Consider the following 20,320-nt stretch of genomic DNA (forward strand, 5'->3'; position numbering starts at 1 on the left):
GATAATGGATAAAAATAATACTTTCAACCCCATAATTTTATACTTGGTTACTTATCTAAAAATGAGGTGTTACATTTATGAGGCTTAGATTCGCTGATGCTCGTGCTTGGCGTTATGCTATGAACGCTATTGGTAAAATAATAGATGAGGGAGCATATAAGATCCAGGAAAACGGTATTAGGCTCCGAGCTATTGATCCATCAAGAATAGTTATGGTTGACTTCTATATTCCCCGCGAAGGACTACTAGAATACGAATTCGATAAAGAAGAAACTATAGGAGTCAATATGGAGGATTTAACAAAAATTCTGAGAAGAGCTGTTAAAGGAGATGAGCTAGAGCTTCGAACACTAGAGGCTGGAAGATTAGCAGTAATTTTTCTAGGACGTGGAACAAGAATGTTTATTATACCAAGCCTAGAAACAATCGCTGAAGAATTACCCGAACTAAAAATACCGTTTACAGTTAAAGCCAAAATGTTGCCTTCAACTTTTAGAGATGTGGTTAAGGAATTAGAGCCTATAAGTGATGCTATAGAGTTTAGAGCTATTAAGGATGAACAGAAAATTATAGCGAAAGCTTCGGGGGACATTGTTGAAGCGGAAATAGAATTAAGCATTGAAAATGGTGCGCTCATAGATTTTGAGGCTTCAGAAGATGCTAGAGCAATATATACTATAGATTACTTATCAGATATCTCCGGAGCATCACAAGCAGCTGAGGAGCTAACATTCGAGTTTGCAACAGCTGTTCCATGCAAAATAGAATATACTCTTCCACAAGAGGGAAGGTTAACATTCTATGTCGCGCCAAGAGTCGAGTAATAAGTTTTTCATCAAAAAAATCCTTAGAGAATATTATTCGCGGAAACCATTAGAGGAACCACTGTATATTCATAAGAGAGAAATAGCTATTCACAGTCTTGAGGATGAAGCATATATTAGGCATTTATCTTTTCCTTCAATAACTCATTTATATAATTTTATATTAAACGAGAAAACCCCTCTACATCTCTATTATTCATCAGCATATTATGAATCGCCATCAGTTAATAAAATGGAGCTTAAGGGATGGATAGGATCAGATCTAATGTTTGATCTAGACTCCGACCACTATCCAGGATGCGATAAGATCTTATCAATATGCATAGAAGAGAACACAATATATGATGGAAAAATAAAGACGTGCCCAAAAACAGAATCTAAACCAGTAATTCACCCATTAATTAAAACAGAATGCATTCAGAAAGCATACCGAGACGCATTAAGAATCAAGTATATATTAGAAGACGAGCTTGGATTAAAAAATATCAAAATATATTTTTCGGGAAACAGGGGATTCCATGTGAAAGTAATCGATGAGAAAATCTGGGATCTAGAAAGTGATGAAAGACGAGAAATAGCATCTTACATATCACTTGAAAACTTTGATATCAATAAATTATTTCCAGTAATAGGTAAGAGAAAAAAATACGTTATTATCACAAGGAATGAACATGGAATAAGAAAGAGAGTCCTAGACTATGTGATCAAAAACAATATAGTTAATGGAAATGAATTATTTATTAAACTCCCCCTAAAACTTCTGGAAGAAACAATCAATGACCTAACAATACCTATAGATATAGTTGTTACAATGGATATTTCTAGATTATCCAGGTTCGGAAACTCCATAAATGGAAAATCAGGATTAATAACGAAGCTTATAGAGCCATTGGATAATTACGAGTTCGACATAAATGATTTCTGTCCTTGGAGCGGTAATATAGTTGTTAAGCCTCTGATCGATATTTCTGGTTTACAAGTTTTTGATGAAAAAATTGATTTAAAGAGAGGTGTGAAGAAGATTCTCGATTCGAAGATTGCTGTTTATCTTACTTTAAAAGGTATTGTTAAAATAATTAGTGATGAAAAATTGGTGATTAAAAATGTATGATGTCTTCCTACGATTGATTAGAGAAGAGATAGGATCAGATAAGATAACATTGATTCATCCAGCAAAGATCCAGGAATATGAATCATTTATTAAGAATAATATGGGAGACTTAATATATATGAGTAAAGACTCTAAGAAGTTATTTAATAAGGTATTAGAAAACATTGTTTATGATGCAGAATTACTTATTAGATTAAGGCTTGCCAAGAAATCTCTTGGAAGCGATCATCCAGATGAAGCTATTGATAAGTTTATATTGGATAAAATTAACAGCATAGTTGATTTCGCAAAACTATATATTTCAAAGTTTCTTCTTGGAACAGGTGATAAATTAATTGTTAAGTGTAAGAAAGAATGCTACGTTGAAAACAGAAAATATATGCCAGGAGACATTGTTTTTATGAAGGCTGAGAAAGCACTTATCAATTATATAGAGGGTAATATAGAGTTATTTATTAATCCATATTTGGAACAAATACTACATCAATAACTGTGATACTAGTAAAACATATGATAGTATCGATAACGATAATAATGAAGCTATGAGAGCTAAATAGATCGATAATGTTCTTCTGTCCCTTAACATTCTGAACCCTCTAGGTCTCAGAGATGGTGCAAAGTGTGGTATTAAATAAGCTATGAAAGCGTTCACAAGCATCAACACGGTTATTAATATTGATGTTCCAATATATCTGACACCATATAATTGGGGATTAAGAGAATAGTTTAGGAAGGTTCTATACCAGTTTGGTATAACTATTATTGTTATTAGAAACACTATTGCGAGAATAAGCGTGGATACTTTCTCTATTACATACCCATATTCTAATAGATGACCTAGCAACTCCTTTTTTATCCTAGTCATTCCAACCACACTATCCATCGGTTTATTCCTTACCGGAATAAAATACGATTTCAAGATTAAAAATAATTGTTTTATCTTATTGAAGGAAACAATTTTAATTTATTACGGCTATTTCGTATTTACTAGTTGTTAAGTAGTTGTTTGGAAGAAGGGGATAAATGATGAAGAATAATAGGTTTGTTATTGAAGTGGTTGTAGGTATTATTTTATTAGCGATCGGTGTTTTTGGCTATATTTGGATTAGTTATTATATGAATCAGTACCGAGATGTTCCTGATGATATGGTTTCATGGTTTCATCTACATGTTATCCAGTATTTTAGCGGTGGCCATAATCCTGTATCTGATACTTATCTCAGATTTATTGATGGAAGAAACTTGTTATTGTCTCCAATACTTTTAGATTTATTTGTTGTGAAAATGAATTTGTCTCCTTGGATGACTGTTGTTATTTTATCACTAGTATATATTTTCCTAGTCTTCACTGTCTCGTATTTAATTTCTAAAAATATGTATGTAGCTGGTTTCTCAACGATGTTGTTCAGTTTTATGCCTGCTTTTATTTATTGGTTTAAATATAATATGTTTGGAGCGTATGTTTCACAGTCTTTATGGCTAGTTGTACCGATACTTCTAGGTTTAGGGCTTAGATATAATCGGTTATACTTAATTGTGTTAGGCAGTATATTGTCTGGAATATTGTGGCTTATGTGGCCTGGTGCTTGGATTATACTTGTGGTGTATTCTATTTATTTATCAGCTCTTATATATAAGGGAACTATTTTTCGTGAATCATTATTGACTGGGTTACTGTTACTGGTTTTCTCTCTACCATTAAATGTTTTAACTGGGTTCCTTTATCTTACTGTATATCATATTTTCAGCTTAGTTCTTCTAGTATCGAATATTGTGATAGGTTATATTGAGTATAGAGTTACACGTGTAGTTGGAGAATATTCTAGGTTTGCTTGGAGAATTATTGGTAGTATAATGGGTTATGCTATTGGGTTGGCATCGGCTTTTCTATTACTTGATTTTATTTCTGGTTATGGAGTCTATGAGGATTATTATAGACTTTATAATCCTCTATATGATTATGGTATCATAGGGATATTATCTATTATAGCGATCATAGCTGTTGTTCGTAGTCATATACTTGTTGATCTGAAGAATAACTTTTTAGAATTTGTTCTTATAGCTGGCTTCATTATAGGTTTGATAGCTTCATATTTTGATCCAACGCTCACAGTATTTACTGCATCATGCATAGTGCCATTTGTATCGTTGAGTTTAATAAGTATTGCATCTTTCTTATCGAGCACGAGTAGAGGCTGGCATAGAGTAGTTTACATAGTTGTCGCTGCATGGATACTGTTTGGAAGCATATTAGGCAATGCTATACCCTCATACGCGTTAATAACTACGCCTCCAAGCGTCTATTATGGTGATTTCACATATGAAATCCTCCATAACAAATCAATACCTGAAAGCCCATTACTGAAGGCTCTCAGCTATATCATGAATAATACTGATCGGGAATCATTGATTATATCGTATTGGGGATTCAGCTACTGGATTATCGGATATATTGGTGGTAAAGCACATACTCTTGCAGATTATAAGGGTAGTTTAAGAGGTCAAAGAATTATTTCATGGATTATGATGAGCGATGAAAATACAGCTTATCAATTGATAAAGAAGCTGATCGGAAACGATAGTAATATAGATGTATATGTACTTGTTTCAGAAGTTGTCAGTATTGAGAAAGGAGGAGCGACACCATTAGCTAATAATGCTCATATAGGCAGGCCAATTGTGATCCCCTCTCAAACAACTGGTCAAACACAAGTGTTATATCAGCCAGTAGGTGATATAGCTAGAATACCATTATATTTATCGCTTATTAACGCCTCTATACAGTCATATCTAGACTATACAAAGGCTAGAGCCTATTTCGAAGTACCTCTTGCATGGAAAGATAATACAAAACAATCACTTGTAGTCAAATTAGTAGTTGATGCTTTGAGAAGGGAATCATTAAGCGTTATCAATGATGTATTATCTCCTATACCAGTAGAGGGGGTTTCTCCGCCTCAATTCTTTAAGCATGTATCAACAATAATGCTTCCACTATACCCTGTCGATACAGGGACAACAACACTTAATGTCACATATATGGTTGCTCTTTATAAGGTTGAAACAAATATATCATAGAGAAAAACGCATAGGAGGGTTATAGAGATGCCTATACCCAGAAAAGAATTACCAAATGTTGGAGAATATGTTATAGCAACAGTTAAGGAGATCTTTGATTATGGAGCCTATGTTACGCTAGATGAATATAATGGTTTAGAAGCATATTTGCCGTGGAGCGAAGTGGCTTCTAGGTGGGTTAGAAATATTCGCGACGTTATACGTGAAAACCAGAAAATAGTTGTTAAAGTGATCCGAGTTAATAGGCGCAGGAAAACTGTTGATGTATCGTTAAAGAAGGTTCCTGAAAATGAGAAGAGAAGAAAAATGTTGTGGTGGAAAAGATATCTGAAAGCATCTAAGATAGTAGAGCTTGTTGCCGAGAAAATAGGTAAGAGCATTGAAGATGCTTATAGAGAGGTTGTGTGGAAACTTGAAGACTATTATGGTGATCCATTATTGGGGCTTGAAGAAGCTGTTATCAGAGGACCAGATGCTTTACGCGAGGCAGGTATTCCGGAAGAATGGATCGAACCATTATATAATGAGGCTCTAAGACATGTTAAAGTCAAGATGGTAAAGATAAGAGGATTAATGTTTCTGAGAAGCTATGAATCAGACGGTGTTGAGAGAATAAAGAAAATATTGTTATCAGCTAAAGAAATTCTTGATAAAGTAGGAGATAACGTGAAGGGGAGAATATACCTATTGGGATCTCCACGATATGTTATAGAGATAATAGCTCCAGATTATAAGGAGGCTGAAAAAGTATTAAAGGAAATATTGACAACCACCGAGAAATTAGCAAAGGAGTTAAAGGTAGAATTTAGGTTTGAGCGTGAAAGGAAATGAGATGGTTAATGCGTAAATGCATTAGATGCGGCAGATATACTCTTAACCATGATCGTTGCCCATATTGTGGCGGAGAACTTATTGTTCCCCATCCTCCAAGATTTAGTCCTGAAGATAAATATGTTGCTTATAGGTTAGAAATGAAAATAAAAACTGGGATACTAGACCTAAATAAGATTCCTGTATATGATCCCTGAACACTTATAGCTTTTGATTTATCCCATCATTATCCCACATAATCATATTATAGTAGACGGATAAAATTTATTACCTTGAACAAAAAGACTCTTAACATAGTGTCTTTTATTAGTCTAACCTAACATTGATGGCGTGAGATAAAATGGTCTACCAATCAGTTGCGGTTGTAGCAGCCGCTTTAGCCCCATTATTAGCTGTGATTTCCGCATTTATGCTTCCACTTCTTTCATCTTTATTATCTAATAAGAGATCATTATTTGCATTTATTTATTCAGAAACCGTATTTCTAATAAATGCATTTCTTACAATACTTGTTTACCTATATATACATGGTACAAATAATATTATCGTATATTTATTTGCAGGTTTTCCAGCCCCCTTCGGCATAATATATGAAGTAGATGTTCTTGGTGCTTTCTTCGGCTTATTAATTGGTTTGATCTTTCCATTAATAAATATTGTCTCATATAGTTATCTTGAGAGAAGCTCTAAGCATAATGAATGGTATTATACCTTATATCTAGGTTTACAAGCTGGAATGCTGGGAATAGCCTATACAGGTGATCTCTTCAACTTATTCGTAATGTTAGAAGTAATGAGTATTACAGCGTATGGTTTAACAGCTTATTTCAGAGAAAAAGGTAAGCCCTTAAACGCTACTATTAAGTATGGATTATTCGGAGCTGTCGGATCAACTATTTATTTCTTAGCCGTCGTATTCCTATATAGCGGTATAGGAACCCTGGCTATGCCTGATGCAGCCGCTGCTAGTATGGGTTTAAGCTATTTCGGAGAAACTACTGGTTTAGCTCTTAATCCTTTTCCCGTTCTCATATTATTTGCTGGACTAGCTGTTTGGGCTTTCATGATTGAATCAGCTGTTTTCCCTCATCATTTCTGGTTGCCAGATGCTTATTCTAATATGCCCTCATCCGTTGCCGCGACAATGGCTGCAGTTGCTGAGGGGATAGGGGCATATGTGATTATAAGAATATTATATGTTATTGTGGGGATTGATAAGGTACTGTGGCTCTTATCTTTGCTAGTAATCCTAGGCACAGTGAACATTATTGTTGGAGGATACTTGATGGCTGTATCCAGGGATGCTAAAAGGATAATTGCATATAGCACTATTCTCGATATGGGATACGTAATGATCGGTATTGGCTTGGCTACCAATATGGGGTTACAATCTGCGCTATTCTATATTCTTGCGCATACAATAGTTAAGCCACTATTATTTATTGCTGTTGGTGAAGTTGAAGCTGAATACAAGACTACAGATATTGATAAATTAGAGGAGATCGGAGGAGTTGATCCATATATTGCTTCAGCATTATTATTTGGTGGACTTGCAGTTGTAGGTATACCTCCACTTAACATGTTCTTTGCAAAGTTAATGTTGTTTGAAGCGGTTCTTGATTCAGGAATTTATCCATTACTTATAGTTATCTTACTTGGATCAGCGTTATCATTCGTAGGCTTCTCTAGATTATGGTTTGTGGCGATAGGTTATAGGAGGCGCAGTATTGTTGGAAAAATAGCTAGAGCCTCGTATTCTGCTAAAGTATTGATTATATTATTGGTTTTAGCAACTATATTAACCGGTATTTTCTATAATTACTTAAATGAACAAGTATTGTCTCGGATAGTGGAATCAATGTTTTCTTCACAGTTTAGATATGAATATGTTAAAACTGCTTATGATTATCTATCTCAAATGCTTCTAAGAGGTGGTTAATTATAATGAGTGGAAAGAAAAAGTTCAAGCTAGGATTCGCTGAATGGGTTAGGAGTAGAAGTATTTGGATGATACATTACTGTTCAGCATGTGGAGCAATAGAGTTGCCACCCAATATGATGGCTCCACTAGATGCTGAAAGATGGGGTATTATGCCTGCGCCTTCTCCTAGGCAAGCAGATGTTCTAGTAATAATGGGTTATGTTACGAAGAAAACCTTAAAGGTCCTGATGAGGCTTTATCATCAAATGCCCGAGCCCCGATATGTTATGGTTGGATGTAACTGTCCAGCAACCGGTGGATTATACTGGGATAGCTACTCAACTGTTAAAGCTGTAGATGAATTTTTGCCTGTTGATGTATGGGTTCCAGGTTGTATGCCTAGAGCAGAGGATTGGCTTCAAGGATTTTTAAAGTTGAGAAAGAAGATCAGTGAGGGCAGAATAGTTAATCCTAGACCGGTGGAGGAGCCTGGAGAACTCGAGGAGCTCATTTATAGAGAGATTGAAATGCGTGAAAAGATGATGGCTAAAGTAAGGGGTTAACGATGGAGATAGATAAGGAGCTTATAGAGAAGTTGCCGGATAAGTATAAGAATAGTTTCTCTATTGAAGGCACTGATACAGGTAAGCGTATAGAGATAACTATTGAGCCTCAAGACTTGTGCAAGGTTCTTCCAGCTATTAAGGATGCTGGGTATGATCACTTCATCGGGATAACTGTGATTGATTATCCTGACGAGAATGTTTTCGAGCTTGTATACTTAATAGATTCTATATCTAAGAATGGACAATTAGTAGCTATTAGAACAAAATTGCCCAGAGACAATCCAGTTATCGATACTGCATCCTTTATTTATCCTTTAGCATATTATCAAGAAATCGAAGCATACGAGTTCTTCGGTGTAAGATTCAATAATCATGATGGTCTCCGTAAATGGATTCTAGAAGATAATTGGCAGGGACCCCCGCCTTTCAGAAAAGATATTGATACAAGAGATATTGTTTTGAAACTCTACTATGGTGGCAAAAGATATGAAAGACCTGTTCAGAAAAGGAGCCTCGGCGGATATAGCTTAATGGAGAAGGGTGGAGAGAAATGAGTAAGGCTAAGGTTTTAACAGTATTTCTCGGCCCACAACACCCCGGCGCACCCGGTAATGTTGGGTTTAAATTATTGCTTGATGGAGAACGTGTTCTAGACATAGATCTAATCCCAGGTTTTCTGCATCGTGGATTCGAGAAGATGATGGAATATCGTAGATGGGACATGGATTTAGTTATGAGTGCTCGTATATGTGTTGAGGACCCTGATCATATAGAGCTTACATATACTCATGCAATGGAGCAAATATTCGGTATAGAGCCGCCTGAGAAGGCAAAATATGTTAGAGTAATAGTTGCTGAATTCAGTAGATTGGCTAGTCATCTCTTATGGATGATGTATTTCGCAGGACCTATTGCTGCTAGATATGCTACATCATGGGCTATTGCGGCTCGTGAAGAAATACTTAAATGGTTCGACTATGTTTCTGGGCATAGAATTTATCATCACTATATTTTCCCTGGAGGAGTAAGATGGGATATACCCAGTGATTTCAAGGAGAAGACTCTGAAAGTTTTGAAGGTGATTAAGCCATTAATAGATGATATAAGAGACGGGTTCTTCTATCACCCAATATTTGAGAAGAGAGCTAGAGATATGGGTAGATTAAAACCAGGAGATGCTATAAGACTGGGAGCCACAGGTCCTACACTACGTGGAAGCGGTGTTAAATTTGATTTAAGGAAGGTTCTAAAATATGATGCTTATGGAGAAATAGATTTCGAGATTCCAAGTGGAGAATATGGAGACTCCTATGATCGTGCTCTAGTTAGACTCAGGGAAATGTATATTAGTATGGAGATTATCAGGCAAGCCGTTGAAAAAATGCCTACAGAAGGACCATATAGGTATAGACTACCAGCTACAATACCAGCCGGCGAGGGTATAGGTAGGGTCGAGAGCGCTAGGGGAGAATTCTTAGCACACATTCTTCAGAGACCTCCAGGAGCGCGTAGATATTCTAAACCTTTAAGCCCTTACCGGATAAAATTCCGTGGACCAACAATGGCTCATTTAACAACTGTGTTGAAACACATTGTTCACAACGAGGAAATAACTATAGCTGACTTACCCGTGCTTATTGGAAGCTTTGATCCATGTCCCCCAGATATTGATAGGTGATGGAAATGGTGTTAAAAGCTGTGCTCTTAGGTTTTAAGTATTTGTTTAAAAAACCATATACACGTATGTATCCCTATAAGGAAGAAGCTTATGTCACGTCTAAGACTAGAGCTAGGCATATACTCTATATGGATAGATGTATAGGTTGTCGTGCATGCCAACTAGCATGTCCAGCTGATGCTATTAAAATGTATCATGTTGAAGGAGATTATCCTAAGAATAGGAAGAAGATCTTTCCAGGAATAGATTATAGTAGATGCACATATTGCGGCTTATGTGTTGAAGCATGCCCTGTGAACGCATTAGCGATGACTAATTATACTATGGAGCATTTGATAACAGAGGATAAAGCAACAACATTGTATACACCGGAAATGCTGGCTAAGCCGCCTGAAGGAAAATATGTTATCACGCTGAGCAAAGATACTTGGAAGCCTCCCTTAACTCCTCCACCCAAGAAAAAATAAGAGGTGTTGATATGTCTCTATTGCCTCCTCAAGAAATAACGTTGTATCTCTTATCTTTTGCTACTGGATTATTTATTTTGGCATCAATATTTTATTTTATACGGGTAGTTAAAGGGCCTTCTCTGCCTGATATAGTGTTGGCTGTTGATACTTTATCTTATGATCTAGCTGTTTTCATAGTATTGTTTAGCTTACTATGTAATTCACCGCTACTAGCAGTTGGAGCATTACCCTTAGTGTTATGGGCTTATCTCCTAGACATGTATGTTTCAAAGTATCTGGTCAAGAGGGAGCTGGGTGATTAGGTGTGGATGTAGGCGTGGTGTTAGAAGCTATAGCTTACTATGTTGGTTTGGCTCTAATACTGGTTGGAGGAGTACTTGACCTTATAGCTTCAATAGGTATGAATAGGTTTAGGAATTTCTATCTCAGACTACATGCCGCAACAATTGGAGCTATTGGTGGAGGATTTTACCCACTTATAGGTTTGGGATTAATAGCATTAACTTTTGACTGGTTGGGAAATGTGAAGTATTATATTTCAGGCATAGCTTTTACTACAGCATTTTTCCTAGTCTTAACTGCCCCTGTTGGGAGCCATGCACTTGCTCAAGGTGCTCATAAGTCTAGGATAGTTATGCCTGAACCCATAATTGCTGATAAGCTTTTAGAAGATGAGGAGAGGGAGGTTGGTAAGCAATGATACCTAGTGTTCCATTATGCTATATTTTATTAGCATTATTCATGACTTATGCATTAATACTTACATACATGACTCTGAAAGCTAAGAATTTAGTAAAAGCAACTATTTATTCTGCTGGCCAAGCTGTTGCGTATACATTGGCTCTTACATTGTTAGCCGCTCCAGATCTCGTATTAGCCTATGTCGCTGTTGGTGTAGGTATGTATACTGCTTTATTCCTCTTCATTATTTCGCGTACAGAAGATACGGAGTATGAGTCTTTGAGTGAAGCATTGGAGAAGAGTGGTGGTAAGTGATGGCGGAGAGAAAAGTTTCCGGTAGAGATATTTTCTTATCTATTGTGGCTGTATCAATAGTTGTTATATTATCTTATATGCTCGTATCATTTCTTGTTATAAGTGTTCCTCCACAGGAAACTAATAGATGGCTTGCTAACTGGTTTTTGACAACTACGTATAATTGGGAGAATAAAGATTGGTGGAGTGGGAGTCCGGAGGTTGTTACTAGTATTTTATGGGATTATCGTGGTTTAGACACTGTATATGAGACAAGTGTATTCTTCTTCGCCATAATAGGTGGTTTAATGCTTGTTAGGAGTGTGAAGATAGATAAGGGATCATTAGGTATTAAGGGTATGAGTGTTATTTCTAAAACAATAACGAAAATAATACTTGTAGCTGTTCCAGTAGTTGCTGCTAGCGTTGCTTTACACGGACATTTGACTCCTGGTGGAGGATTCCAGGGTGGGAGCATATTTGCTGTGTCTTCACTACTAGCTATAATAGCTCTTGGAACAGGTTTTCTCTATGGTAGAGGATGGACTAAGATGAGATTACTAGGTTTTAGAACTCTGGGATTACTAATAATCTCAATTACTGTTACAGCACTATTTGTTGTTGGATTCTTTAGCGGTGTCACAGCTTATATTGTGCAGAATCAGTGGAAGCCTTGGGCACCTATTGGTATGGGGTATCTCGCTGATTTAGGCGTTTTCGGTAACATACTCTATAGTGGTTCCCTTATATTCCTAAATCTGGCCGAGTTTTTGGCTGTGTCGGCTGGTCTTAGCCTTGCATTTATAATAATGGCTCTGCCGAGGAAGAAGCTTGTTGAAGGGGGTGATATAGAGTGATTGATGCTTCAACACTTATATGGAGCTACATATACGCTGTTACTATAACAATAATTGTAATCACAGTATATGGAATGGCTACTCGCCCCAATATTGTTAAGAAACTAATACTTCTAAGCATACTTGGCGACACAGCTAATCTAATAGCAGTCATGATCGGTGTGCATGCAGGCATGATTAAACCACCAGTATTTCCAGGAATATCATTCACAGATCACCCGGTTGTAGGTTATAATAAATTATTGAATTTCGCGGGAGAAGCTGTTGATCCGGTTCCACAAGTCTTGGTTGTTACAGCTATAGTTATTGGGTTAGCAGTTCTTGTATTCCTTGGCTACGTAGCATTGCTTCTCTACCAAAAATATGGAACTCTCGATGTGAGATTGTTGGAGAAGAAAATGAGGGGTGAGATGAGTGAATAAAGTGAAAGCGATTATAGGGTTAATTATTCCTTTGATAATTATTTATCTAGTCTATACTGGATCATATAGTTTGTTCGAGTTATTATTGGGAATAATTGTTGCTATACTTGTAGCTTACCTATTTGGTGATGCTGTAGTAAGGAATGCTGAGAAGATATATAGTCCTATTAGATGGTTTTGGGGCTTAGTCTACGCAATACTGTACTTTACCATAATAGAAGCGAAAGCTCACTGGGAGGTTATCAAATTAATATTTAAACCATCAAATGTTAAGCCGGCAATTGTGAGAATACCGTATAGTGTAGAAACAGACTATGCAGTTACAACTATAGCTAATTCAATAACAAATACACCTGGAACAATTACTGTCGACGTTGATGAGAACAATAAATACCTCTATGTTCACTGGATAAGAGCGGTTGATTTAACAGATGAGGGGGCACGGGAGCATATATCTCGTGTTTTCGAGAAATACGCTAAGAAAATATTTGATTAGAGAGGTGAGTGTGAATGAATGAGCTAGATATATATATGGCAACTTTATTGGTGACGGGATTAGCTGTTCTGAATGGAACGGTTGTATATTTGATCTTCTATAGATTGTTAGGCAAAATTTTTTGGGAGAAGTTGAGGAGCCCGAGTAGGTTAAAAGAAGAAGTTGTGATGTGTGGACAAGAATATTTGGAGGAGACTTTGTCTGCTCCCGTCTCACGCGTGTTCACCGATATTGTTAAAAGGTCTCTTCCAAAACTCTCTAGGATTATTGAGGAGGGTGGTGGAACCAGTATTTTAAATAATTGGTTTGCATGGATGCTTGTATTGTTATTAATAATTATTGTTCTAGCATATGTTTATGGGTGATCATAGATGATGTGGGTAGATCTAGGTAACTATATTTTACAATCTCTATTGTATCCCGGTTTATTATTCATAATAATAATGATAATATTCACACAGTGGATCTATAGAAAGGTTACTGGTAGAGTACAGTATAGGAGGGGACCAACATATGTTGGACCATTTGGTTTATTACAACCATTTGCTGATTTCATGAAGTTGTTGCTTAAGGAAGATGTTGTATCGAGGTATTCGGCGAAGATAGCTCCCGTTATTGTTGCTGCTCTAGGTGTTGGTGCAATAACTGCACTAACATTGATGACACCGTTAGCATATGATCCTGTTCACGCACCATTTGATATCATAGTATTCTTCTACTTGGCTTTATGGACTAGTTTATCAATAATGTTTCTAGGATTAGCGACGCCTAACCCATATACGAGTCTTGGTGTTGGCAGGTATATGGCTTTGCTGGTTAGTGCTGAGCCTGCTTATGTTAGTAGTTTCTTGGTACCAGTAATTATTGCTTCAAAAATAGATCCGAGCATAGAATATAGTTTGTATGGATCATCACTAATATCTTATCAGTTATGGACCAGTAATGTATTCTCCTTTATAGCGATGCTAATTGCGGCGATCGCAGGTTTTCTCGCAATGATGGGGATATTGGAGATTAAACCTTTCGATTTTCCAGAAGCTGAGGGCGAAATATATTGGGGTGTATTCACAGAGTATGGTGGGCCTAGGCTTGCATTAGCATTCTTTATATTATTTGCTGAGAGAATAGTTATTCCAATAATATATGTTTTGCTATTCCTAGGTGGTTCATGGCCTATTGATATCTCAACAAATTATTTAGGAGGCTTATTAGTGATCTTTGCTAAGTTCATAGTGGTATTCATATTATTATCTGTAATAGACAATGTTATGCCAAGGTTTACACCTGCTCAAGGAGTTAGGTTTCTATGGAAATACCCATTAATACTTGCTATTGCTGCACTAATTATAGCGTTGTTAATATAGGTAGTATAGTTCTTTTTAATTCATTCTATAGAATAAAATATTGTATTCGTTTCATGTTTAGAACCATACTATCCAAAAAATAATGTATAGTAGCCATCCTATTAGTAGGTTGGATATGTTGAATGGTAGGCTTTTCTTTATGAAGTCTGTGAATGTGATTTTGTAGCCCTTGTTTTCTAGTAGTCTAACTGCTACTAGGTTTGCTGATGCCCCAATATATGTTATTCCGCCCCCCAGTGTTGCTCCTAGTAGGAGTGCCCACGCGATTCTTAGTGGTTCTACACCTAGGTTTTCAGCAATATTATCTATTACTGGAATCATTGTGGTTACGTATGGTGTATTATCTATTACTGCTGAAAATACTACCGATAACCATATGAGTATACCTGTTATTATGAATATGTTTTCTCCACTGATTTCAAGCAATGCCTCTGCAAATTTATTTGCCAACCCATGTTTGGCAAATGCGCCGCTGAGAGCAAATACTCCTATTAGAAATACGAGGAGTTTCCAGTCAAATCCTTCTCTTATACTTTTCTTTGCTGATTCAGTGTCTTGGTGTAGAAGTATTCTTGTTGCTATTAATCCTCCTACACCGATTACTGCTATGAGCGTTAGTGGGAGTTTTATTATTTCTCTAATGCTGAGTAATGTTATTTTTATTGATAGGAATACTAGTGCTTCTACTAGGAAGAATTTGTCTTTTATAATATTGTTTGGTTTTTCCCAGTTGTTTTTGTTTGTTTGGTTTATATTGGTTCTTGGCTCTACTATCTCGTGTGTCGATAAAATAGTGTATATATATGTTGATATTATCATTGGTATAAGTGTTATAAAGAACATGGATGGTTTACCATTGTGTATTATGAAGTCTGTGAACGATAAATCATAGTGGCCCGCTACTATTATTGCTGGTGGATCCCCAATCATTGTTGCTGAACCAGCCATATTTGATGCTAGAGCTATACCTATGATCATGTATGTTGGGTTTATTCCAAGTTTTCTCGCTATATTGAATGCTATTGGTGCAAATAATAATACTACTGTAACGTTTTCTAATGCTATACTTATGAGCCCTGCTGTTAGAGTTAGTAGGAATAATATGTTTTGGGGAGACATTGTTTTTCTAAGTATGTGTGTTGAGACTAATTCTATGATTCCTGATTCTTCTAGAAGTATTGAGAACATGCTCATTCCAATAATTAAGCCTAGAACATCCCAGTTCACATATGATACGAATTCTTTGATGCTTATCGTCCTTGTTACTAGAAGTGTTATTATCAATATTAATCCGATATATTCTCTGCCGGGTTTACCTATCGCTACCAATATAATCATTAATGTGAGCAGTAATAATACTAGTATGCTATACACTTATATATGTTCACCTTGTCTTCGTTGTTTTTCTCATTAATTTCTCCATGACTAATACTATTTTAGGCTTAAATTTTAATGGATCATATTGTGGTCCATGCGAGTAAACATATTTTAGTATTGGCGGAGTTAAAAAGTTGGTTGCTACTATTATTAGTAGTGCTGCTAAATATACATCTGCTCCAATAACATGGTATGTATAGCCCATGTATGCTGCTATGATGCAGAATTCTGCTCTTGGAAACAATCCTACTCCTATCCTGAACGAGGCCCATGCTGGGTAGCCTACTAGGAAAGATGTCAGACCACCCCCTAGTAATTTGCCTATGAAGGCTGCTATGATCATTGTTGTATAGAATGGTATGTATTGTGGTACGATTGCTGTTTTCAAGTCTATTTCTGCAGTAGTTGTTATGAAGAATAGTGGTGAAAATAGTACTGCTAGTAACCTAACTTTTTCAGCTGCTACTTTTGAGCCCCATGCCTCTGAGAATCCTAGTCCTGCAGCGTATGCTATTACTAGTGGTGATAAGTTGATGTATTGTGATAACAGTGTTAATCCAAGTACCGTTGCTAAAATGGAGACTAGGATGGATTCATCTGTGTGTAGGTGGCTGGCTAGTCTAGATATGTAGCTTCCATATCTGTGTAGGAGTACTACGATTATGAGCCATGCAGATATAGCTATTAATAATATCTCGGATACTGTTTCGAAATTAATAGTGCCTGTTTTTACTAGGGATGCACCCACAACAATTGTTATGAGCGCTGCTAAATCATCTAAGACAGCTATCCCCATAACAGTGTATCCTTCCAAGGTATGAAGCTTTTTTATCTCAACGAGAGACTTAACAGATACGCTAACACTAGTAGCTACGAGAACTGTTCCAACAAAATAAGCGGATTTAGGAGGATAACCAAACGAGATACCTATAATGTATCCAAGACTGAAAGCAGCTAATACCTCGCCCAACGTAATAATACCATAAACAGGCAAACTACGCATAAACTCAGAATACCTAGTCTCAAGCCCAGCATAAAATAAAAGCAAAAACACGCCAAAAACAGAAAAAGCCTTGACAACATCATTAACAGGATACCAACCCAATAAACTAGCACCAAAAACAATACCGACACTCAAATCACCCAAAACAGAAGGAACACCCAAACGAGAAAAACCCTCCTCTAACAAACGACCAATACTGAAAGCCAAAAACAAAGCCAAAACAAGATCAATAAAACCCTCCACAAAACACCACCTAAAATAAAAATATAATATAGAAACAATAAAAACAACACCCATAAAACATAAAAACCCAAAAACAAAAACAATAAAAACACAGAAAAGCCCCCGTAGTATAGCCCGGCCTAGTATGCGGGCCTGTCGAGCCCGTGACCCGGGTTCAAATCCCGGCGGGGGCGCTATCAATTCTCTATTATTTTTGAAAGACTTATGTATCATTTTCTTGATACTATGATTATTTTATTGTTAATAATGAGTAGGTTTAGATTATTTAGTACCGTAAAAGAATAGGTTGCCTAATGAATTCTAATGTAGCAACTATGAAGCATAAGATCGTGGTTATACAGCTTAATTCCAATCTAATTCTCTTCATATGAAAATATTTTCTGTCAATAGATGCATCACCTATGTTGAAGCCGAGTAGCTAAGCATATAGCTCGTCATACTCCTATCTTGACCCCTTTTGATGTAAGTATGCTAGTGGTGTTGCAAATAGTTTCCTTATCAATGTCTTAATTTCATCTATTTGTTGAGAAGGGGGAACTCTCTGAGAAAGTTTTATTTCGGCTTCGTTCATTTTCTAATTTTTATTTTTACGTATATTATTCAGGAGGTATTGGGGTTTATGCCGGTTACGTTTGTTGAACATGTTAGGTTATTGTTTAAGGCTTCACCTGTTATTGGTAAGGACAGAGAGGTTAGTATGAGCAGGTTAGTCGAGATTTTGAGTTAGAATAGGCCTCAAATATATACATTGATTAAAACATTAGAGTCTCTAGGCTTAGTGGAGCGAGAGCGAATAAGAGCTATACCTCCCAGGACAATTATTAGGTTAACAAATAAGGGTAGAAGGCTCATTGAGCATTTGGGGAAGTTGATTTTGTTTGAGCTGAGTTAGTTTTTGTGTTAATTAGGTGTTTGGGTTTGTTTTGCAGTTGTAGATGCGTGTTGTGGTAGGGGTTCCTTTTAAGGCTTGGATTGCTAGCTTTGTAGATGTTGCCTCGATACTTGTGGGTTGCTCTTTTACTCTATAATCGAATTTATTTATAAACTTCTTCATTATGTCTAAGAGCTTGCTAATCTTATGTAGCTGTATTTCCCTGAGTTTCTCAGCAAGATCTTTTCTCTTCTTCAACAACTCCATATATACGTCTCTAAAATGATGCATACATAAAATACTATAGGTGTTAGCCTCGTATTCTTGGAGAAGATCGGTCTCAATAATTTTCTCCGCAAACTTCTCAACAAAAATACGATTATACTCCACTAGATCCTTGCATAGAAAACACTTCCCAGAAAACTTGGCAGGGTTAACTATGCCTTTCTTCTCAAGCATCTCATAATATGTCTCAAGCATATCCTGATAAATAATAGCAGGACCAGGCTCACCTATAAGGGGATCTCCGTATGAATACTTGTACAAAAGCCATGCATGATAACCACACAACCCCAAACTCTCCCTAAACTTACTCCTTGTATCAGGATCATTTACATGTTCATATAGAATATCAAATATCAGATCGTATTCAACCTTCTCAACAATACCACAAATAGGGCAACCAGGCTTTTCAAGACTAGATGATAACTCCACATAGAATAAATCCCTAGGATTCCTTTTCTCCTTCTTCCCAAACAACACTATTCATCACACCACAAAGCCCATCCAAAACCCCTATACTATTTATTTTTTAACTAATAACAATATAAAATTAAGCAATCTATCATAAAACTCCTAAAAATCATCACCTATGAAACAAAACAAATAATAAATCTATAGAGGGGTGAATTTTTTAAGCAAATATGGCTATGTAAATAAGTTGGCTGGTCATAGATGTTTATATATTGTTTCTTTTAGGACTGTATTTAATCCATGGCTAGTTAGTTGTTTCTCTATAAACTTATGCACATAAGTTACATGAAAAGTTTATTAGTAAGTATGCATATGCACATATATGATGAAAATTATAAGCATATGAACATAAGATTGGGTGAGCAAAATGAATATAAGAAATGTACAGAAGAACTTAGCCAACAATATCCCACTGCATTCAACTCTAGCAATAGCCTCGGGATTGGTTACAGGATATTATCTTAACCTATCAAAATTATCTGGACTTATTATCCCAGCAGTATTCATAATGATTTATCCAATGGTGGTTAACTTATCACTTAACAATATCAAGAAGATTAAAAGCACAGTAAAGCCATTAGTAGAAGCAATGATACTTAACTTCCTAATAGCGCCAGGTTTAATGTTCTTATTGACAACAATAGTTCCTGTCTCGATCTATATGAAAATATCACTACTACTCTTATCTATTGCCCCAGCATCCAGCATGGGCCTGGGCTATCTCGGATTATCGGGCGGAGACATATTAGCAGGAGCAACAATAGTAGCACTAGCATTTATTCTATCATTAATAGTGTATCCAATAGCAGGATACTATTTCGCTTCAGGAACCCCCCTCTCCAAGTCTCACCGGGCTTAATTATTAAAAATCTCCTATTAGTCTTGATTACGCCACTAATACTTGGCATATTAACTAGAGAAATTATTGAGAAAAAACATGGTATCAAAAAATTCATTGAACTAAAACCATACTTCTCAACAATAACGCTGACAGGTCTCTATATTCTTCTATACCTAATCTTCGCCTCCAAAGCGAAACTTGTAATAGCACAATATGGATATATTATTACTATCACCCATAGCTATATTATTCTATGGAACAACAATCTTCATGCTCATAATACTTAACAAGAACCTGTTCAAACTCGAATACGGGCATCACCAAGCAGTAGTATTCACTACAGCAAGCAAAAACGTATCAATAACAATAGCAATACCAATATCAGTCTTTGGAAAAACAGGACAATTCATGGCTGTATACCCAGCAATAAGGGCGATCTTTCAAACACCTATACTAATAACATATCTAAGATACAGTGACAAAATAAAGAACCTGTTCGAAACAATAGAGAAAGAAACACGCATAATTCCAAAAACAGGCATCACCAAGATTTAATTAATCACATAAAAACACGTTATATAATCAGCGATCATAGATACACAATCAAAAATAAGATAGAATAAAAATGTTGATGAGAAC

Annotated in this window: 27 protein-coding genes and 1 tRNA gene; 24 read left to right on the forward strand and 4 right to left on the reverse strand. The window is 36.2% G+C overall.

The annotated features are described in order from the left end of the window. Positions 1-77: 77 nt before the first annotated feature. The 3 genes from SMAR_RS03260 to SMAR_RS03270 are packed head-to-tail and all read left to right on the forward strand — an operon-like array spanning position 78 to position 2,425. Positions 78-824 carry a DNA polymerase sliding clamp gene (locus tag SMAR_RS03260; protein WP_011838935.1) on the forward strand — a complete coding sequence of 249 codons (747 nt, stop codon included), beginning with the start codon at positions 78-80 and terminating at the stop codon, positions 822-824. Next, entirely contained in the window at positions 802-1,935 is a 1,134-nt protein-coding gene (locus tag SMAR_RS03265; RefSeq protein WP_011838936.1) for a DNA primase small subunit domain-containing protein, read from the forward strand. Before SMAR_RS03260 ends, SMAR_RS03265 begins: the two co-directional genes overlap by 23 nt. Continuing rightward, complete coding sequence (locus tag SMAR_RS03270; RefSeq protein WP_011838937.1) at positions 1,928-2,425, forward strand: hypothetical protein; 498 nt, start codon at positions 1,928-1,930, stop codon at positions 2,423-2,425. Before SMAR_RS03265 ends, SMAR_RS03270 begins: the two co-directional genes overlap by 8 nt. On the opposite strand, the gene SMAR_RS03275 is transcribed toward SMAR_RS03270, so the two are convergent. After that, the gene (locus SMAR_RS03275; RefSeq protein WP_148676732.1) at positions 2,414-2,800 is read right to left on the reverse strand and encodes a hypothetical protein; all 387 of its coding nucleotides are present in this window, start codon (positions 2,798-2,800) and stop codon (positions 2,414-2,416) included. The genes SMAR_RS03270 and SMAR_RS03275 overlap by 12 nt on opposite strands. A gap of 161 nt (positions 2,801-2,961) precedes the next feature. On the opposite strand from SMAR_RS03275, the gene SMAR_RS03280 reads away from it, so the two are divergent. The 16 genes from SMAR_RS03280 to SMAR_RS03355 all read left to right on the forward strand — a co-directional run bounded on the left by SMAR_RS03280 (position 2,962) and on the right by SMAR_RS03355 (position 14,593). Continuing rightward, complete coding sequence (locus tag SMAR_RS03280; RefSeq protein WP_148676733.1) at positions 2,962-5,013, forward strand: hypothetical protein; 2,052 nt, start codon at positions 2,962-2,964, stop codon at positions 5,011-5,013. A gap of 27 nt (positions 5,014-5,040) precedes the next feature. Continuing rightward, positions 5,041-5,844 carry a translation initiation factor IF-2 subunit alpha gene (locus SMAR_RS03285; protein ID WP_011838940.1) on the forward strand — a complete coding sequence of 268 codons (804 nt, stop codon included), beginning with the start codon at positions 5,041-5,043 and terminating at the stop codon, positions 5,842-5,844. Then, positions 5,841-6,041, forward strand: a complete 201-nt coding sequence (locus tag SMAR_RS03290; protein ID WP_011838941.1) for an RNA-protein complex protein Nop10 — start codon at positions 5,841-5,843, stop codon at positions 6,039-6,041. Before SMAR_RS03285 ends, SMAR_RS03290 begins: the two co-directional genes overlap by 4 nt. Positions 6,042-6,184: 143 nt before the next feature. Beyond that, positions 6,185-7,783 (forward strand): proton-conducting transporter transmembrane domain-containing protein, encoded by a 1,599-nt coding sequence (locus SMAR_RS03295; RefSeq protein WP_011838942.1) that lies wholly within the window; start codon positions 6,185-6,187, stop codon positions 7,781-7,783. Between the two features lie 5 nt (positions 7,784-7,788). Further along, complete coding sequence (locus SMAR_RS03300; RefSeq protein WP_011838943.1) at positions 7,789-8,328, forward strand: NADH-quinone oxidoreductase subunit B; 540 nt, start codon at positions 7,789-7,791, stop codon at positions 8,326-8,328. 2 nt (positions 8,329-8,330) lie between these two features. Further along, complete coding sequence (locus tag SMAR_RS03305; RefSeq protein WP_011838944.1) at positions 8,331-8,885, forward strand: NADH-quinone oxidoreductase subunit C; 555 nt, start codon at positions 8,331-8,333, stop codon at positions 8,883-8,885. After that, positions 8,882-10,009: an NADH-quinone oxidoreductase subunit D gene (locus SMAR_RS03310; RefSeq protein ID WP_011838945.1), complete on the forward strand. Its 1,128-nt coding sequence runs from the start codon at positions 8,882-8,884 to the stop codon at positions 10,007-10,009. Before SMAR_RS03305 ends, SMAR_RS03310 begins: the two co-directional genes overlap by 4 nt. 5 nt (positions 10,010-10,014) lie before the next feature. After that, a complete protein-coding gene (locus tag SMAR_RS03315) occupies positions 10,015-10,476 on the forward strand; it encodes a NuoI/complex I 23 kDa subunit family protein (RefSeq protein ID WP_011838946.1) in 462 nt (153 codons plus the stop codon). 11 nt (positions 10,477-10,487) lie between these two features. Further along, entirely contained in the window at positions 10,488-10,781 is a 294-nt protein-coding gene (locus SMAR_RS03320) for an MrpF/PhaF family protein (RefSeq protein WP_011838947.1), read from the forward strand. Between the two features lie 2 nt (positions 10,782-10,783). After that, a complete protein-coding gene (gene mnhG / locus SMAR_RS03325; protein WP_011838948.1) occupies positions 10,784-11,179 on the forward strand; it encodes a monovalent cation/H(+) antiporter subunit G in 396 nt (131 codons plus the stop codon). Continuing rightward, a complete protein-coding gene (locus SMAR_RS03330) occupies positions 11,176-11,475 on the forward strand; it encodes a Na(+)/H(+) antiporter subunit B (protein WP_011838949.1) in 300 nt (99 codons plus the stop codon). The genes mnhG and SMAR_RS03330 overlap by 4 nt, the downstream gene beginning before the upstream one ends. Then, positions 11,475-12,311, forward strand: a complete 837-nt coding sequence (locus tag SMAR_RS03335) for an MnhB domain-containing protein (protein ID WP_011838950.1) — start codon at positions 11,475-11,477, stop codon at positions 12,309-12,311. The genes SMAR_RS03330 and SMAR_RS03335 overlap by 1 nt, the downstream gene beginning before the upstream one ends. Then, positions 12,308-12,733, forward strand: coding sequence for a Na+/H+ antiporter subunit C (locus SMAR_RS03340; RefSeq protein ID WP_011838951.1), 426 nt, complete (start codon positions 12,308-12,310; stop codon positions 12,731-12,733). The genes SMAR_RS03335 and SMAR_RS03340 overlap by 4 nt, the downstream gene beginning before the upstream one ends. Then, entirely contained in the window at positions 12,726-13,229 is a 504-nt protein-coding gene (locus SMAR_RS03345) for a Na+/H+ antiporter subunit E (protein ID WP_011838952.1), read from the forward strand. Before SMAR_RS03340 ends, SMAR_RS03345 begins: the two co-directional genes overlap by 8 nt. A gap of 14 nt (positions 13,230-13,243) precedes the next feature. Next, positions 13,244-13,594, forward strand: coding sequence for a hypothetical protein (locus SMAR_RS03350; protein WP_011838953.1), 351 nt, complete (start codon positions 13,244-13,246; stop codon positions 13,592-13,594). 6 nt (positions 13,595-13,600) lie between these two features. Further along, the gene (locus tag SMAR_RS03355; protein WP_011838954.1) at positions 13,601-14,593 is read left to right on the forward strand and encodes a complex I subunit 1 family protein; all 993 of its coding nucleotides are present in this window, start codon (positions 13,601-13,603) and stop codon (positions 14,591-14,593) included. Between the two features lie 57 nt (positions 14,594-14,650). On the opposite strand, the gene SMAR_RS03360 is transcribed toward SMAR_RS03355, so the two are convergent. Both SMAR_RS03360 and SMAR_RS03365 read right to left on the reverse strand, forming a co-directional pair. Further along, positions 14,651-15,967: an ArsB/NhaD family transporter gene (locus tag SMAR_RS03360; protein WP_011838955.1), complete on the reverse strand. Its 1,317-nt coding sequence runs from the start codon at positions 15,965-15,967 to the stop codon at positions 14,651-14,653. 10 nt (positions 15,968-15,977) lie between these two features. Further along, positions 15,978-17,216, reverse strand: a complete 1,239-nt coding sequence (locus SMAR_RS03365; protein ID WP_148676734.1) for a cation:proton antiporter — start codon at positions 17,214-17,216, stop codon at positions 15,978-15,980. 98 nt (positions 17,217-17,314) lie between these two features. Between SMAR_RS03365 and SMAR_RS03370 the strand changes: the two genes are divergently transcribed. Beyond that, positions 17,315-17,389: transfer RNA gene (locus SMAR_RS03370), tRNA-Asp, on the forward strand. Positions 17,390-17,994: 605 nt separating this feature from the next. Continuing rightward, positions 17,995-18,108, forward strand: coding sequence for a hypothetical protein (locus tag SMAR_RS08720; RefSeq protein ID WP_169696936.1), 114 nt, complete (start codon positions 17,995-17,997; stop codon positions 18,106-18,108). A gap of 12 nt (positions 18,109-18,120) precedes the next feature. Here the strand turns inward: SMAR_RS08720 and SMAR_RS03375 are convergent, their stop codons facing one another. Beyond that, on the reverse strand, positions 18,121-18,849 hold the full coding sequence (locus SMAR_RS03375) for a DUF6062 family protein (protein ID WP_052833803.1): 729 nt from the start codon (positions 18,847-18,849) through the stop codon (positions 18,121-18,123). Positions 18,850-19,207: 358 nt separating this feature from the next. Here SMAR_RS03375 and SMAR_RS03380 point away from each other — a divergent pair, with 358 nt between their 5' ends. Genes SMAR_RS03380 through SMAR_RS03385 form a run of 3 tightly spaced genes read left to right on the forward strand, consistent with a single transcriptional unit; the run spans position 19,208 to position 20,236 of the window. Further along, a complete protein-coding gene (locus SMAR_RS03380) occupies positions 19,208-19,699 on the forward strand; it encodes an ACR family transporter (RefSeq protein WP_011838958.1) in 492 nt (163 codons plus the stop codon). Between the two features lie 23 nt (positions 19,700-19,722). Further along, positions 19,723-19,968, forward strand: coding sequence for a hypothetical protein (locus tag SMAR_RS08725; RefSeq protein ID WP_425277385.1), 246 nt, complete (start codon positions 19,723-19,725; stop codon positions 19,966-19,968). Further along, positions 19,895-20,236: a hypothetical protein gene (locus SMAR_RS03385; protein ID WP_011838959.1), complete on the forward strand. Its 342-nt coding sequence runs from the start codon at positions 19,895-19,897 to the stop codon at positions 20,234-20,236. Before SMAR_RS08725 ends, SMAR_RS03385 begins: the two co-directional genes overlap by 74 nt. Positions 20,237-20,320 lie beyond the last annotated feature (84 nt).

Origin of the sequence: Staphylothermus marinus F1 (assembly GCF_000015945.1) — an archaeon.
Classification (GTDB): Archaea; Thermoproteota; Thermoprotei_A; order Sulfolobales; family Desulfurococcaceae; genus Staphylothermus; species Staphylothermus marinus.

Excerpts from the sequence above, each read along its gene's own strand:
- SMAR_RS03260 (WP_011838935.1), top strand. The coding sequence starts at position 78 with ATGAGGCTTAGATTCGCTGATGCTCGTGCTTGGCGTTATGCTATGAAC.
- SMAR_RS03265 (WP_011838936.1), top strand. The coding sequence starts at position 802 with ATGTCGCGCCAAGAGTCGAGTAATAAGTTTTTCATCAAAAAAATCCTT.
- SMAR_RS03270 (WP_011838937.1), top strand. The coding sequence starts at position 1,928 with ATGTATGATGTCTTCCTACGATTGATTAGAGAAGAGATAGGATCAGAT.
- SMAR_RS03275 (WP_148676732.1), bottom strand. The coding sequence starts at position 2,800 with ATGACTAGGATAAAAAAGGAGTTGCTAGGTCATCTATTAGAATATGGG.
- SMAR_RS03280 (WP_148676733.1), top strand. The coding sequence starts at position 2,962 with ATGAAGAATAATAGGTTTGTTATTGAAGTGGTTGTAGGTATTATTTTA.
- SMAR_RS03285 (WP_011838940.1), top strand. The coding sequence starts at position 5,041 with ATGCCTATACCCAGAAAAGAATTACCAAATGTTGGAGAATATGTTATA.
- SMAR_RS03290 (WP_011838941.1), top strand. The coding sequence starts at position 5,841 with ATGAGATGGTTAATGCGTAAATGCATTAGATGCGGCAGATATACTCTT.
- SMAR_RS03295 (WP_011838942.1), top strand. The coding sequence starts at position 6,185 with ATGGTCTACCAATCAGTTGCGGTTGTAGCAGCCGCTTTAGCCCCATTA.
- SMAR_RS03300 (WP_011838943.1), top strand. The coding sequence starts at position 7,789 with ATGAGTGGAAAGAAAAAGTTCAAGCTAGGATTCGCTGAATGGGTTAGG.
- SMAR_RS03305 (WP_011838944.1), top strand. The coding sequence starts at position 8,331 with ATGGAGATAGATAAGGAGCTTATAGAGAAGTTGCCGGATAAGTATAAG.
- SMAR_RS03310 (WP_011838945.1), top strand. The coding sequence starts at position 8,882 with ATGAGTAAGGCTAAGGTTTTAACAGTATTTCTCGGCCCACAACACCCC.
- SMAR_RS03315 (WP_011838946.1), top strand. The coding sequence starts at position 10,015 with ATGGTGTTAAAAGCTGTGCTCTTAGGTTTTAAGTATTTGTTTAAAAAA.
- SMAR_RS03320 (WP_011838947.1), top strand. The coding sequence starts at position 10,488 with ATGTCTCTATTGCCTCCTCAAGAAATAACGTTGTATCTCTTATCTTTT.
- SMAR_RS03330 (WP_011838949.1), top strand. The coding sequence starts at position 11,176 with ATGATACCTAGTGTTCCATTATGCTATATTTTATTAGCATTATTCATG.
- SMAR_RS03335 (WP_011838950.1), top strand. The coding sequence starts at position 11,475 with ATGGCGGAGAGAAAAGTTTCCGGTAGAGATATTTTCTTATCTATTGTG.
- SMAR_RS03350 (WP_011838953.1), top strand. The coding sequence starts at position 13,244 with ATGAATGAGCTAGATATATATATGGCAACTTTATTGGTGACGGGATTA.
- SMAR_RS03355 (WP_011838954.1), top strand. The coding sequence starts at position 13,601 with ATGATGTGGGTAGATCTAGGTAACTATATTTTACAATCTCTATTGTAT.
- SMAR_RS03380 (WP_011838958.1), top strand. The coding sequence starts at position 19,208 with ATGAATATAAGAAATGTACAGAAGAACTTAGCCAACAATATCCCACTG.
- SMAR_RS03385 (WP_011838959.1), top strand. The coding sequence starts at position 19,895 with ATGGATATATTATTACTATCACCCATAGCTATATTATTCTATGGAACA.